This window comes from Streptococcus sp. CL6.35 (genome assembly GCF_049737915.1).
In the GTDB taxonomy this organism is placed as follows: domain Bacteria; phylum Bacillota; class Bacilli; order Lactobacillales; family Streptococcaceae; genus Streptococcus.
The window spans coordinates 137,097-150,982 of record NZ_JBKOTU010000002.1; the positions used below are offsets into that span (position 1 = coordinate 137,097).

At 41.6% G+C, this 13,886-nt stretch carries 12 protein-coding genes; 10 read left to right on the plus strand and 2 right to left on the minus strand.

Annotation, left to right across the window (positions count from 1 at the left end):
- The first annotated feature begins 490 nt into the window (after positions 1 to 490).
- The 10 genes from ACLNCP_RS03275 to mnmG all read left to right on the plus strand — a co-directional run bounded on the left by ACLNCP_RS03275 (position 491) and on the right by mnmG (position 11,601).
- Positions 491 to 775 carry a lactococcin 972 family bacteriocin gene (locus ACLNCP_RS03275; RefSeq protein ID WP_100910945.1) on the plus strand — a complete coding sequence of 95 codons (285 nt, stop codon included), beginning with the start codon at positions 491 to 493 and terminating at the stop codon, positions 773 to 775.
- A 54-nt stretch (positions 776 to 829) separates the two neighbouring features.
- On the plus strand, positions 830 to 2,938 hold the full coding sequence (locus ACLNCP_RS03280; protein ID WP_049500735.1) for an amino acid ABC transporter permease: 2,109 nt from the start codon (positions 830 to 832) through the stop codon (positions 2,936 to 2,938).
- Positions 2,935 to 3,576 carry an ABC transporter ATP-binding protein gene (locus ACLNCP_RS03285; protein WP_000571036.1) on the plus strand — a complete coding sequence of 214 codons (642 nt, stop codon included), beginning with the start codon at positions 2,935 to 2,937 and terminating at the stop codon, positions 3,574 to 3,576. The genes ACLNCP_RS03280 and ACLNCP_RS03285 overlap by 4 nt, the downstream gene beginning before the upstream one ends.
- 206 nt (positions 3,577 to 3,782) lie before the next feature.
- Entirely contained in the window at positions 3,783 to 4,589 is an 807-nt protein-coding gene (locus ACLNCP_RS03290) for an ABC transporter substrate-binding protein (protein ID WP_049515550.1), read from the plus strand.
- Between the two features lie 16 nt (positions 4,590 to 4,605).
- On the plus strand, positions 4,606 to 5,802 hold the full coding sequence (locus ACLNCP_RS03295) for an argininosuccinate synthase (protein WP_049515549.1): 1,197 nt from the start codon (positions 4,606 to 4,608) through the stop codon (positions 5,800 to 5,802).
- Positions 5,803 to 5,830: 28 nt separating this feature from the next.
- A complete protein-coding gene (argH, locus tag ACLNCP_RS03300; RefSeq protein WP_424844022.1) occupies positions 5,831 to 7,222 on the plus strand; it encodes an argininosuccinate lyase in 1,392 nt (463 codons plus the stop codon).
- A 318-nt stretch (positions 7,223 to 7,540) separates the two neighbouring features.
- A complete protein-coding gene (gene mnmA, locus ACLNCP_RS03305) occupies positions 7,541 to 8,662 on the plus strand; it encodes a tRNA 2-thiouridine(34) synthase MnmA (protein WP_424844023.1) in 1,122 nt (373 codons plus the stop codon).
- A 140-nt stretch (positions 8,663 to 8,802) separates the two neighbouring features.
- On the plus strand, positions 8,803 to 9,258 hold the full coding sequence (locus ACLNCP_RS03310; RefSeq protein WP_424844024.1) for an NUDIX hydrolase: 456 nt from the start codon (positions 8,803 to 8,805) through the stop codon (positions 9,256 to 9,258).
- Positions 9,259 to 9,269: 11 nt separating this feature from the next.
- Complete coding sequence (locus ACLNCP_RS03315) at positions 9,270 to 9,698, plus strand: NUDIX hydrolase (RefSeq protein ID WP_414301708.1); 429 nt, start codon at positions 9,270 to 9,272, stop codon at positions 9,696 to 9,698.
- Positions 9,688 to 11,601 (plus strand): tRNA uridine-5-carboxymethylaminomethyl(34) synthesis enzyme MnmG, encoded by a 1,914-nt coding sequence (gene mnmG / locus ACLNCP_RS03320; RefSeq protein ID WP_424844025.1) that lies wholly within the window; start codon positions 9,688 to 9,690, stop codon positions 11,599 to 11,601. Before ACLNCP_RS03315 ends, mnmG begins: the two co-directional genes overlap by 11 nt.
- Positions 11,602 to 11,742: 141 nt before the next feature.
- Here the strand turns inward: mnmG and rnjA are convergent, their stop codons facing one another.
- Positions 11,743 to 13,422 carry a ribonuclease J1 gene (rnjA, locus tag ACLNCP_RS03325; RefSeq protein ID WP_261125853.1) on the minus strand — a complete coding sequence of 560 codons (1,680 nt, stop codon included), beginning with the start codon at positions 13,420 to 13,422 and terminating at the stop codon, positions 11,743 to 11,745.
- Position 13,423: 1 nt separating this feature from the next.
- Entirely contained in the window at positions 13,424 to 13,657 is a 234-nt protein-coding gene (locus ACLNCP_RS03330; protein ID WP_000639571.1) for a DNA-dependent RNA polymerase subunit epsilon, read from the minus strand.
- Between the last annotated feature and the right edge of the window lie 229 nt (positions 13,658 to 13,886).

The following is a 13,886-nucleotide window of genomic DNA, read 5'->3' on the forward strand; positions in this document are numbered from 1 at the left end:
TAAAATAAAGAAACGCATAATATCAGGTTTTGAAAAAACTGATACTATGCGTTTTATTATGGGGATATTTACTTCATTTTATCCTGAAATTGAGTTTTTGACCATCCTCTTCATACACAAAACATAACTATAATTCTTTTTTAAAAAAATATATGATTTTTTACTTTAATTGCTTGACAGTTTATATATGTTGATTTATAATATAGGTGAAAGAAGGTGGCAAGATGGGAAAATTAAAATTCGAATATTTGAAAGCGCTATCTATATTGCTTATTGTGCTAATTCTACTGAGTAATAGTCGAAGTTTTATTAGTACTACTCTAGTTACTCAAGGTATTGATACAGGAGCGTACTATTCTCCCGGTTAAAAATAAGTTCGTTGTTAAAGAATGAGATAGAAGGAAGGTGAGTCCAATGGACTACGATACTTGTTGATAAATTACTATAGCTGTTTTTACGGAACAGCTCTCGATAATAGGAGAAATAAATCATAAGAAAATTAGTTAAAATTGGTGTTGCATCTTTAATGGTATGTGGTATACTTGCTACTACAAATGCTTTAGCAGTATGGGTTGAGGGTGGTCAATGGAACTATGGAGTAGGTTGGACAGGAACTTTTGGATATTCTGATTATTTACATTCTACTCGATCTCATACAGCAACTGTCAAGCATGGAGGTAGAATCTCTAAGGATCGTGAAGATCCCGAGGTTTGGGCTCAAGCTTCCCTTAATAAAATTCCGCCAACAGGATTAGAATATTTCTATGGATTTTAAGTGAAATTTTCCCTCTCCTATTAGGAGAGGGAAAACTTTAGTGGAGGTACTTTTATGAAAAAAATCAGTCATCTTTGTATGTTTCTGCTGTTGCTGTGTACCACTTTTTTTGTTTTTAATGTAAACTACACACGTGAAGCGGTTCGGATTCGGGAAATGGGAAAGACTGTAGATTCTTTGGATTTGTATTTGAAAGATATTAACGAACCTGCAGCGTCTGTTCTTCGATTTTTTGAGGATGTATCAAAGGAGTACAAAGTCTCCATCATCAAAACAGACAGTGGTGATGAGGTAATCAAGTCTGGTGTTTTTGATAAAGATACCTTCCCCTACCAAGAGTTTGGGATTTCTTCTCTTGATTTTACCACAGATGGTGAAGGAGTCTACAGTAATAAAGAAATTTCTAATAAACTTGGTACGATACCGACCTTTCTAAAAGCCAAGCCTATTCAGCTTATAACTTTTCAAACCTATATCAAGGATACATCTCGTAGTTTAAATGGTCGCTATACGATAACTTCTACACAAGAGATGGATAAGGATAGGATTGTACAGAAATGGAGCGATTTTTTCAAGATAGACCAGGCTACCTTGCTAGAGCCTACCTATAAAAGTGCAGTGGAAGTCATAAATCGAGATTTGCTTTTATCTGCCATTGTTTTTGTCTTGGCTATTTTACTTCTTGTGTTAGTAACAGTTTATCAGCCGATGATGGAGATGAAACGAGTGGGGGTTCAAAAGTTACTTGGTTTTCAAAGCGGGGCGATTTTAGCTGGTTTTGTAAAAACTAATTTTTATCTTCTCTTGGGTGGAAGTCTTATCATTGACTTGGGACTATTTTTAGTGCTGGACTACAGACCAAAACTTTTGTTCCCAAGTTTACTCTTATCCCAATTTCTGCTTTTACAGTTGTATTTGTTCATCAGTTGGCTGACCTACCTAATGATTCAGAAAATGACAGTCAGCTCCATGTTGAAAGGTTTTTCATCTATCAAACTTGGTCTCATCTTCAATTATGTGATGAAAATAGGGACAACTATTTTATTGACGGTTTTACTGATTGGGGTAGGCAGAAGTCTAGAACAAGAAAACAAAGAACTTGCTTATCAGCAACAGTGGGTAAGCCAAGGGAATTACCTGACCTTAGAAACCTTCAAACTTAATGATAACCTGTGGCAGGAAGAGCTAGCAGGTTCAGGGAAATCTACAGATTATTTCTACCAATTTTATCAAGATTTGCTAGCAAAAATACAAGTAAATTATGTGCGAAGTGCGAGTCTTCCTATCAAACCAGTCATCAAAGCTGAACAAGTACAGCAGTACCAACTGCCTGATAAGGTAGATGTTTACTATGCAAACCGTCAATTTTTAGAAAGTCAGGGCTTTAAGCTACCTGATATCGGCACTAAAAAGGTGATCTTGTTGCCAGCCAGTGATAAAGGACAAGAAGGCAAGAATCAGTTCTTGGGAAAATCCATCGCCTATCTTTCTATGAGGTATGAAGATCAGCAAAAGCAAACAATAGAAGATATGGATGTAGAAATTGCCTACTATGAAAGAGATTGGTCTTTCTTCCCTTATAACAATGAGCGAAAGGAAAATCTCCACAATCCAATCATTAGTCTAGTAAATGATCAAGACATGATGTGGGAAGAAAAGACTCGTTTGTCAACGACAGGTTTAAATAACCCGATGAAAGTTGAAAATACAGAACAAAATCAAAAAGTGATTACGGAGTTAGTTGAGAAATTATCAGATGGGAATTATTTAAAATTTTCATCGATTCAAGCCATTCAACAAGAGAAAGTAGATTCTTATCGAGATGCAGTTCGAAATCTTAATATACTCTTTGCTTTGTTTGGTCTCCTTAGCATGATGATTTCCTACTTCTTACTAGTAACAACTTTCTTGTTGAAGCGCAGGGATATCATTACCAAGAAGTTTATGGGGTGGAAACTGGTCGATCGCTACCGTCCTCTCCTCGTTCTACTTTTGTTGGGCTATAGTCTCCCTCTTCTAGTATTGATTTTCTTTGCCCATGCGCTCTTGCCACTCCTGCTGTTTGCAGGCTTTACATGTCTGGATATACTATTTGTGTTAGTCTTGGCTTCTAGGATGGAGAAAAGAAGTCTAGTAGAGTTATTGAAAGGGGGCATCTTATGATTGAGTTGGAAAATATTACCAAAACCATTGGAGGAAAAGTGATTTTGGATCACTTATCTCTCAGGATTGATCAGGGAGATTTGGTTGCCATCGTTGGAAAAAGTGGTAGTGGTAAGTCGACCTTGTTAAATTTATTAGGTTTGATAGATGGTGATTATAGCGGACGGTATGAGATTTTTGGTCAGACAAATCTAGCGGTCAATTCTGCTAAGTCACAAACAATAATCCGTGAACATATCTCTTATCTTTTTCAAAATTTTGCCCTGATTGATGATGAAACGGTCGAGTACAATCTCATGCTGGCGCTGAAATATGTAAAATTGTCTAAGAAAGACAAGCTCAAAAAGGTGGAAGAGATTTTAGAGAGAGTAGGTTTGTCAGCTACGTTGCATCAAAAGGTTTCCGAGTTGTCTGGTGGGGAGCAACAACGAATTGCAGTTGCTAGAGCCATCTTAAAACCCAGCCAGCTGATTTTAGCCGATGAACCAACAGGTTCGCTGGATCCTGAAAATAGAGATTTGGTCTTGAAGTTTCTCTTAGAGATGAATCGCGAGGGGAAAACAGTTATTATTGTGACCCACGATGCTTATGTAGCCCAACAATGTCATCGAATCATTGAATTGGGCGAGGGAAAATGAGTTCGTTTGGTTTCATTTGACTGACTGAATACTCATATTTTCCAGAGATAAATAGCATAAATACGCCTAGGAATGACATTTTTATGTGGTATTTCTAGGTTTTTTTGTTTTAAACTGAAAAAATTTTCAATTTAGGCTTGACAAACGATGAGCATAAGTGTATTATTTATACAACCAAAAGGAATAAACATAAAGGAGACTTTGTTATGAATAAGATGAAGAAGGTGTTGATGACGATGTTTGGTTTAGTGATGCTCCCCCTACTATTTGCTTGTAGTAACAATCAATCGGCTGGAATTGAAGCCATCAAGTCCAAAGGAAAATTGGTTGTAGCCCTCAATCCAGATTTTGCTCCATTTGAATACCAAAAAGTGGTTGATGGGAAAAATCAGATTGTGGGTTCAGATATCGAATTAGCCAAGGTTATCGCAACAGAACTAGGTGTCGAATTGGAACTATCTCCCATGAGCTTTGACAATGTATTGGCTAGTGTTCAATCAGGAAAAGCCGACCTTGCCATATCAGGTGTTTCTAAGACAGACGAACGGAGCAAGGTGTTCGACTTTTCCATTCCTTACTATACTTCAAAAAATAAGCTCATTGTCAAAAAATCAGACTTGGCTACTTATCAGTCTGTAAACGACTTGGCGCAGAAAAAGGTTGGAGTGCAGAAAGGTTCGATTCAAGAGACGATGGCGAAAGATTTGCTACAAAATTCTTCCCTCGTATCTCTGCCTAAAAATGGGAATTTAATTACAGATTTAAAATCAGGACAAGTGGATGCCGTTATCTTTGAAGAACCAGTTGCTAAGGGATTTGTGGAAAATAATCCTGATTTAACAATCGCAGAACTCAATTTTGAAAAAGAGCAAGATGATTCCTATGCGGTCGCTATGAAAAAAGATAGCAAGGAATTGAAAGAAGCAGTCGATAAAACCATTCAAAAGTTGAAGGATTCTGGGGAATTAGACAAACTCATTGAGGATGCCTTTAAAGCGTCCATTGAAAAATAGAAAGAAGGAAAAGAACATGAGTAAAGAAAAAGTAATTTTGGCCTATTCTGGCGGTTTAGACACATCAGTTGCTATTACCTGGCTAAAGAAAGACTATGATGTTGTTGCAGTTTGTATGGATGTGGGTGAAGGGAAAGACTTAGATTTCATCCATGATAAAGCTCTCAAGGTTGGAGCAGTCGAATCTTATGTCATTGATGTTAAGGACGAATTTGCTACAGATTATGTGCTAGTAGCTCTCCAGTCACATGCCTACTATGAACAAAAGTACCCCTTGGTATCTGCCTTGAGCCGCCCTCTTATTTCTAAAAAATTGGTTGAAATCGCGCATCAGACAGGAGCGACTACAATTGCTCATGGTTGTACAGGCAAGGGGAATGACCAAGTACGTTTTGAAGTATCCATTGCAGCCTTGGATCCCAATTTAAAAGTGATTGCGCCAGTTCGTGAATGGAAATGGTCTCGGGAGGAAGAAATTCATTATGCTAAGGAAAATGGGGTGCCTGTTCCTGCTGACCTTGACAATCCTTACTCTGTCGATCAAAATCTTTGGGGACGTGCCAATGAGTGTGGTATTTTAGAAAATCCATGGAATCAGGCTCCAGAAGAAGCCTTTGGTATCACATCTTCTCCAGAGGAAGCTCCAGACACGCCAGAATACATTGAGATTGAGTTTGGTGAAGGTGTTCCAGTTTCCCTCAATGGAGAAGGGCTAAAATTGGCAGATTTGATTCAAAAACTCAACGAAATAGCTGGAAAACATGGGGTCGGACGGATTGACCACGTGGAAAATCGCTTGGTGGGGATTAAATCAAGAGAAATCTATGAGTGCCCAGGGGCAGTGACCCTGCTGACAGCTCATAAGGAAATTGAGGATTTGACGCTTGTGAGAGAAGTGGCTCATTTTAAACCAATCATAGAAAATGAATTATCGAATCTCATTTATAATGCTTTGTGGTTTAGTCCAGCTACACAAGCCTTGATTGCTTATATTAAAGAGACTCAAAAAGTTGTCAATGGGACTGCAAAAGTCAAACTGTATAAGGGGAGCGCTCAGGTCGTGGCTCGGAAATCACCAAATTCACTTTACGATGAAAATTTGGCGACGTATACTAGTGCAGATACCTTTGACCAAGATGCGGCTGTTGGCTTTATTAAGTTATGGGGACTTCCAACCAAGGTTCATTCTGAGGTTCAAAAAAGCGCCAAATAGGGCGATTGACTAGAGAGGTGGATGTGATATGGCTAAGAATACAAAATTGTGGGGTGGTCGCTTTGAAGGGACTGTCGAAGACTGGGTAGAGCGCTTTGGTGCGAGTATATCTTTTGACCAGAAATTAGCTAAATTTGATGTGATTGGTTCCTTAGCCCACGTTCAGATGTTGGGTCAGACGGGCATTTTGAGTTTGGAGGAGTCAGAAAAGATCCAAGCAGGCTTGAAAGAGCTTTTAGAAGAGCTAGAGGCAGGTCAACTTGACTTTGATATCACAAACGAAGATATTCATATGAATATGGAAGTGTTGCTGACAGAAAAAATTGGTCCCCTTGCAGGGAAACTACATACAGCTCGTTCTCGAAATGACCAAGTTGCGACAGATATGCACTTGTATCTCAAGGAGCAACTAGGCTATGTCCTAGATAAACTGGCTCATCTCAAGGGTGTTTTATTAGACTTGGCGGAAAATCATGTGGAGACGATCATGCCGGGCTATACACATCTGCAACATGCTCAGCCTATTAGTTTTGCCCATCACCTAATGGCTTACTACAATATGTTTCAAAGAGACAGTGAACGTTTTGAATTTAACCAGCAGCATGCAGATCTATGCCCTCTAGGTGCGGCAGCTTTGGCAGGAACGACTTTCCCCATTGATCGCCAATTATCTAGCAATTTGCTGGAGTTTAAGCAACCTTATACAAATTCTTTGGATGCTGTTAGTGACCGCGATTTTATCTTAGAATTTCTATCCAATGCCAGCATACTCATGATGCATATGAGCCGTTTTTGTGAAGAAATGATAAATTGGTGTAGTTTTGAGTATCAATTCATTACCTTGTCAGATACATTTACAACAGGTTCCTCTATTATGCCCCAAAAGAAAAATCCAGATATGGCTGAGTTGATTCGAGGAAAGACTGGTAGAGTTTATGGTAATCTGTTTGGACTATTGACAGTCATGAAGTCCTTGCCTTTAGCTTATAATAAGGATCTGCAAGAGGATAAGGAAGGTATGTTTGACACGGTCGAAACGATTTTAAATTCCCTTGATGTATTGGCAGGTATGTTATCTAGCTTGCAGGTAAATAAGGAAAAAATGCAAGAGTCTACAGAGAAGGACTTTTCAAATGCAACTGAGTTGGCAGATTATTTGGCAGGGAAAGGCTTGCCATTTAGAGAAGCTCATGAGGTTGTGGGAAGATTAGTGCTAGACTCTATCAAGTCTGCTAAAAATATTCAAGATTGGACTTTGGAGGAATTGCAAACCTATCATTCCCTCATTGCCGAGGATATCTATGTCTACTTGCAACCTAAAACTGCTGTTCAAAGACGAAATTCCTTGGGAGGTACAGGATTTGACCAAGTGAAATACCAGATAGAACAAGCGAAGAAAGAACTTAAAGGGGAAAATTGATTCGTTTGCAAAGTAAGAAATAGAGGCTGATATGATTTATCAGCCTCTTTCTTGTCTTCTCCAACCAAGCATGTTATAATGAATACTGCTCAAGCGACCTTCAATCGTTAAGCACACACGACCTTCAATCGTGAACTAGTCATTTCGTTTATCTTTTATTACGTCGTTAACTCGTCTTGCCTAACTCAAGTTATGCCTGCGACTCGTTGCCTAGTCCTAAAAGCAAACGAAAAGACTATACTCGAAGAAATTCTATTGAAAGTCATAGTAAATAGAATTTTGAGGGGTATAAATAAACGAATAGATGGGAGACTTACCATGAGTGATAACTCTAAAACACGTGTTGTTGTGGGGATGAGTGGTGGTGTTGATTCGTCGGTGACGGCTCTTCTTCTCAAGGAGCAGGGTTACGATGTGATTGGCATCTTCATGAAGAACTGGGACGACACAGATGAAAACGGCGTCTGTACGGCGACCGAAGATTACAAGGATGTGGCTGCGGTGGCAGACCAGATTGGCATTCCTTACTACTCTGTCAATTTTGAAAAAGAGTACTGGGACCGCGTTTTTGAATATTTCCTAGCGGAATACCGTGCAGGGCGCACGCCAAATCCAGACGTTATGTGCAACAAGGAAATCAAGTTCAAGGCCTTTTTGGACTATGCTATGACCTTGGGGGCAGACTATGTGGCGACTGGGCATTATGCTAGAGTGGCGCGTGATGAGGATGGTACAGTTCACATGCTTCGTGGCGTGGACAATGGCAAGGACCAGACCTATTTCCTCAGCCAACTTTCGCAAGAACAACTTCAAAAAACCATGTTCCCACTGGGACATTTGGAAAAGCCTGAAGTTCGCAGACTAGCAGAAGAAGCAGGCCTTGCGACTGCTAAGAAGAAAGACTCGACAGGGATTTGCTTTATTGGAGAAAAGAACTTTAAAAATTTCCTCAGCAACTACCTGCCAGCTCAGCCTGGTCGCATGATGACTGTAGATGGTCGCGATATGGGCGAGCATGCAGGACTTATGTACTATACAATCGGTCAGCGTGGTGGTCTCGGTATCGGTGGTCAACACGGTGGTGACAACGCGCCATGGTTCGTTGTCGGAAAAGACCTAAGCAAGAATATTCTCTATGTCGGACAAGGTTTCTACCATGATTCGCTCATGTCAACCAGACTTGAGGCTAGTCAAGTTCACTTTACTCGTGACATGCCAGAGGAGTTTACGCTCGAATGTACGGCTAAATTTCGCTACCGTCAGCCTGATTCTAAGGTGACCGTCCATGTCAAAGGAGACAAGGCAGAGGTTATCTTTGCAGAACCGCAACGCGCCATCACACCAGGTCAGGCAGTTGTCTTTTACGACGGGGAAGAATGTCTAGGTGGTGGTTTGATTGACAATGCTTACCGCGATGGACAAGTTTGTCAGTACATTTAGATTGACAAATTTTCTCAATTTGCTACAATAATAAAAGCAATAGAAATGATGGTCAAAGCTCATGGATGTTGCAGGCTTTTTTGTCCTGCACTTCTTTGGAGTTTTGACTGTTTTTGTGTCGTTTAGAGGAAAGGACAAGAATGACTCAACAAGACTTTCGGACAAAAGTGGGAAATACGGTTTTTGGCGTTCGAGCGACAGCCTTGATTCTCCAAAATGGCAAGATCCTTGTTACCAAAGATAAGGGCAAGCATTACACTATTGGTGGTGCGATTCAAGTCAATGAAAGCACGGAAGACGCGGTAGTCCGTGAAGTGAGGGAAGAATTAGGTGTCCGAGCTCAAGCTGGGCAACTAGCTTTCGTGGTTGAAAATCGTTTTGAACAAGACGGTGTTTTCTATCACAATATCGAGTTTCATTATTTGGTGGACTTACTTGAGGACGCCCCGTTGACCATGCAGGAAGATGAAAAATCGCAGCCCTGTGAATGGATTGACTTGGATCAGCTCCAGAATATCCAGCTAGTTCCAGACTTTTTAAAAACAGCCCTGCCAGATTGGGACGGCCAACTAAGACACATTCATCTTGAGGAATAGGAGAGAAAAGAATGGTTAAGCTTATTGCCCATGTACTTGTTCATAGTGGTGATGATTATTTGCTCATTCAGCGTTCGGAAATTAAAAGAGGACAACCCAATTTTTATCCAACTTACTGGGATATTCCTGGTGGCGGGATTGAAAAGGGTGAACTTCCGCGAGATGGCGCTCTTAGAGAATGTATTGAAGAAGCGGGAGTTAGGCTAGATAGCAGTTCGCTCAAACTTCTTCACGAAGATAGTCAACTGGATACCTCTAAGGATACTGTCTTTACTCGCTTAGTTTATAAAGCAGAGTGGGTTGGGGAGAAGCCAATTATCAGATTAGATCCTGAAGAGCATACGCACTTTAAATGGGTTACTCTGGCTCAAGCTTTAGAGGAGGAGAAGTTAGTTCCTTATTTACGAGAAATTTTTGAAAGGGTAAGAAATGACATATAATTTTACTGAAGAATACGATATTATTGTAATCGGTGCGGGACACGCTGGGGTCGAGGCTTCCTTGGCCGCTAGCCGTATGGGTTGTAAGGTCTTACTTGCGACTATCAACATTGAAATGCTGGCTTTCATGCCTTGCAATCCCTCTATCGGTGGTTCTGCCAAGGGGATTGTTGTGCGTGAAGTTGATGCCCTCGGTGGCGAGATGGCCAAAACCATTGACAAGACTTACATCCAGATGAAGATGCTTAACACAGGGAAGGGGCCAGCTGTCCGTGCCCTTCGTGCGCAGGCTGACAAGGAGCTTTACTCTAAGGAGATGCGCAAGACGGTTGAAAATCAAGAAAATCTGACCCTTCGTCAAACCATGATTGATGAGATTTTAGTGGAAGATGGCAAGGTTGTCGGTGTGCGTACAGCGACCAATCAAGAGTATGCTGCTAAGGCTGTTATCGTGACCACAGGGACTGCTCTCCGTGGGGAAATTATCATCGGAGACCTCAAGTACTCATCAGGTCCTAACCACAGCCTAGCTTCTATTAACCTTGCTGACAATCTCAAGGAACTGGGCCTCGAAATCGGTCGTTTCAAGACAGGAACCCCTCCACGTGTCAAGGCTTCTTCTATCAATTACGATGTGACAGAGATTCAGCCAGGGGACGAAGCGCCAAATCACTTCTCATATACTTCACGTGATGAGGATTATGTCAAGGACCAGGTGCCATGCTGGTTGACATATACCAATGGTACCAGTCATGAGATTATTCAAAACAACCTTCACCGCGCGCCTATGTTTACAGGTGTGGTCAAGGGAGTGGGACCTCGTTACTGTCCATCGATTGAGGATAAGATTGTGCGCTTTGCGGATAAGGAACGTCACCAACTCTTCCTAGAACCAGAAGGGCGCAATACAGAGGAAGTCTATGTTCAAGGACTTTCAACCAGTCTGCCTGAGGATGTCCAGCGTGACTTGGTTCATTCCATCAAAGGTTTGGAAAATGCAGAGATGATGCGGACAGGTTATGCCATTGAGTATGATATGGTCTTGCCTCATCAGTTGCGTGCGACTCTGGAAACCAAGAAAATCTCAGGTCTCTTCACTGCTGGTCAGACCAATGGAACGTCAGGTTACGAAGAAGCTGCTGGTCAAGGGATTATCGCGGGTATCAATGCGGCTCTGAAAATCCAAGGCAAGCCTGAGTTGATTTTGAAGCGCAGTGATGGCTATATTGGGGTAATGATTGATGACTTGGTGACCAAGGGAACCATTGAACCTTATCGCCTTTTGACCAGTCGTGCAGAATATCGTCTCATCCTCCGCCATGATAATGCTGATATGCGTTTGACGGAGATGGGATGTGAGATTGGGCTTGTTGACGATGAACGCTGGGCTCGTTTTGAAATCAAGAAAAATCAATTTGACAATGAGATGAAACGCCTAGACAGCATCAAACTCAAGCCAGTCAAGGAAACCAATGCCAAGGTTGAGGAGATGGGCTTCAAGCCGTTGACCGATGCAGTGACAGCCAAGGAATTCCTTCGCCGTCCAGAAGTTTCTTATCAAGATGTGGTGGCCTTCATCGGACCAGCTGCAGAGGACTTGGATGACAAGATTATCGAATTGATTGAAACAGAAATCAAATACGAGGGTTACATCTCAAAAGCTATGGATCAGGTTGCCAAGATGAAACGCATGGAAGAAAAACGCATTCCAGCCAATATTGACTGGGATGATATTGATTCTATCGCGACGGAAGCCCGTCAGAAGTTCAAACTTATCAATCCAGAAACCATCGGCCAAGCCAGCCGTATTTCGGGAGTAAACCCAGCAGATATTTCTATTTTGATGGTGTATCTTGAAGGTAAAAATCGTAGTATTTCTAAAAATCAAGAAAAGAAAGCATAGAAAAAACAGCTCCGAAAACGGGGCTGTTTTGTTGACTTGTACTCAATGAAAATCAAAGAGTAAACTAGGAAGCTAGCCGAAGACTGTACTTGAGTACGGCAAGGCGAAGCTGACGTGGTTTGAAGAGATTTTCGAAGAGTATTATTCTTCATCTGGTGTGAGGATCATAGGGATGATGATCGGTTCACGTTCTGTATTTTCATAGAGGAAGGGGCGAATAGCGTTGACAATGGCACCATTGACAGATTGAACGCTAGCGTCCTTGTTTTTCAGTGCGATACGGATTGCATTGAAGAGGATACGCTGGCTTTGGCGAATCAAATCGCCAGACTCTCTCATGTAGACAAAGCCTCGGCTGAGGATGTCTGGACCAGACAGAATCATTTGAGACTTGAAGTCAACAGTTGCGACTGCCAGAACGACACCGTCTTCAGATAGATCACGACGATCTTTGAGGACAGCTGCGCCGATTTCACCGATACGATTTCCATCGACATAGATATCTTGGGCATTGAAATGACCTGCGATACGAGCAGAATCTGCGGTAAGGGCAAGCACATCACCATTGCTCATGATAAAGATATTGTTCTTTTCAACACCAGTATCCACCGCTAGCCCAGCGTGGACTTTTTGCATGCGGTATTCACCGTGGACAGGCATGAAGTATTTTGGCTTAATCAAGCGGAGCATAAGTTTTTGCTCTTGCTGACCACCGTGTCCAGATGTATGGATATTGTTCACTTTACCGTGGATAACTTCGACACCAGCTTCTGAAATGATGTTAATCAGCTTGTTGACGCTAGTAGTGTTTCCAGGGATTGGGCTAGAAGAGAAGATAACCGTATCACCTGGTTGGAGTTGCACCTGACGGTGGGTTCCGTTGGCGATACGAGAGAGGGCTGCCATCGGCTCGCCTTGACTACCTGTACAGAGGATAAGAATCTCGCCTGCAGGGTAGTCTTTGATTTCATTTGGCTCGATAAAGGTTCCCTTAGGAGCTTTGATGTAACCAAGCTCGATTCCGTTGACAATGGCTTTTTCCATAGAGCGACCAAAGACCGCAATCTTGCGTCCAGTCTTAACAGCGGCTTCTGTCGCTTGCTGGAGACGGAAGATATTTGAGGCAAAGGATGCAAAGATGATACGTCCTTCAATGCCTTGGATAATCTTCATGATGGACTGGCCAACGACTTTTTCAGAGTTGGTAAAGGTTGGAATTTCTGCATTTGTCGAGTCAGACAGGAGACAGAGTACACCTTCTTCACCAAGCGCAGCCATACGGTGCAAATCTGCTGGTTCACCAACTGGTGTTAAGTCAAACTTGAAGTCACCCGTACAGACAATTTTTCCTTGAGGAGTATGAATGACAATCCCCAAAGGTTCTGGAATAGAGTGTGTCGTTCTAAAGAAAGTTGCCTTGAGATTTTTAAAGGTCAACTCTGTGTTATGGTTGATTTCGTAAAGTTTAGCGTTGCGTAAGAGGCCATGTTCTTCGAGTTTTCCACGGATCAAAGCTAAGGCAAGTGGTCCAGCATAGATAGGGACATTTGCTTGCTTGAGTAGGAATGGAATCCCACCGATGTGGTCCTCGTGTCCGTGTGTAATCAAAACAGCCTTGACGCGGTCGATATTGTCTACGATGTAAGAATAATCAGGAATGACATAGTCGATACCAAGCAAGTCATCTTCTGGGAATTTAATCCCAGCATCGACGATGATAATCTCGTCTTGGTATTCAATCCCGTAAGTGTTTTTCCCGATTTCTCCCAGACCACCGATGGCAAAAACGCCGACTTCTTCAGGTTTAAGAGTGTAGGCCATATTAGAACTCCGTAATTTCGAAGGCGCCAGTTTCTTTTTCGTAATCTAGCAATTTGTCAGACAAGAGTTCGATATACTCGATATTGTACTCTGGGCGATTTTCTTCGACAAGTTGGCGAGCAGCGATACGGCCCTCAAGTTCTGAGTTAGCATCGATGTCTAGGTATAGTGCGCGTGTTGTTTCACGGCGTGGGCTACGTTCTTTTGTTTCTTGATAAAAAACTTTGTAAATCATATAGTTCCTTTCTATTTTACAGGTCAGCTTATTCCAAACTTTTAGCAGAGATTTGCTTGATTTCATTCCATTTTGTGTCTAGATTGACCTTGATTCGTTACAATTATTTCAATTATACCACAAAATGAAAGATTAGTAAAAGACGGAAACGAGAAAGTCACATAAGCACCTAAAGGTAAGCGTTTGCAAAAACAAAGAAAATATGTTATCTTGATAATGGAAGTGAAAT

What these genes read in the sequence shown, in the direction of transcription:
- ACLNCP_RS03330 (WP_000639571.1), bottom strand. Translation starts at nt 13,657, where the DNA reads ATGATTTACAAAGTTTTTTATCAAGAAACAAAAGAACGTAGCCCACGC.
- ACLNCP_RS03310 (WP_424844024.1), top strand. Translation starts at nt 8,803, where the DNA reads ATGACTCAACAAGACTTTCGGACAAAAGTGGGAAATACGGTTTTTGGC.
- argH (WP_424844022.1), top strand. Translation starts at nt 5,831, where the DNA reads ATGGCTAAGAATACAAAATTGTGGGGTGGTCGCTTTGAAGGGACTGTC.
- ACLNCP_RS03285 (WP_000571036.1), top strand. Translation starts at nt 2,935, where the DNA reads ATGATTGAGTTGGAAAATATTACCAAAACCATTGGAGGAAAAGTGATT.
- ACLNCP_RS03280 (WP_049500735.1), top strand. Translation starts at nt 830, where the DNA reads ATGAAAAAAATCAGTCATCTTTGTATGTTTCTGCTGTTGCTGTGTACC.
- ACLNCP_RS03315 (WP_414301708.1), top strand. Translation starts at nt 9,270, where the DNA reads ATGGTTAAGCTTATTGCCCATGTACTTGTTCATAGTGGTGATGATTAT.
- ACLNCP_RS03290 (WP_049515550.1), top strand. Translation starts at nt 3,783, where the DNA reads ATGAATAAGATGAAGAAGGTGTTGATGACGATGTTTGGTTTAGTGATG.
- ACLNCP_RS03295 (WP_049515549.1), top strand. Translation starts at nt 4,606, where the DNA reads ATGAGTAAAGAAAAAGTAATTTTGGCCTATTCTGGCGGTTTAGACACA.
- rnjA (WP_261125853.1), bottom strand. Translation starts at nt 13,422, where the DNA reads ATGGCCTACACTCTTAAACCTGAAGAAGTCGGCGTTTTTGCCATCGGT.
- mnmA (WP_424844023.1), top strand. Translation starts at nt 7,541, where the DNA reads ATGAGTGATAACTCTAAAACACGTGTTGTTGTGGGGATGAGTGGTGGT.
- mnmG (WP_424844025.1), top strand. Translation starts at nt 9,688, where the DNA reads ATGACATATAATTTTACTGAAGAATACGATATTATTGTAATCGGTGCG.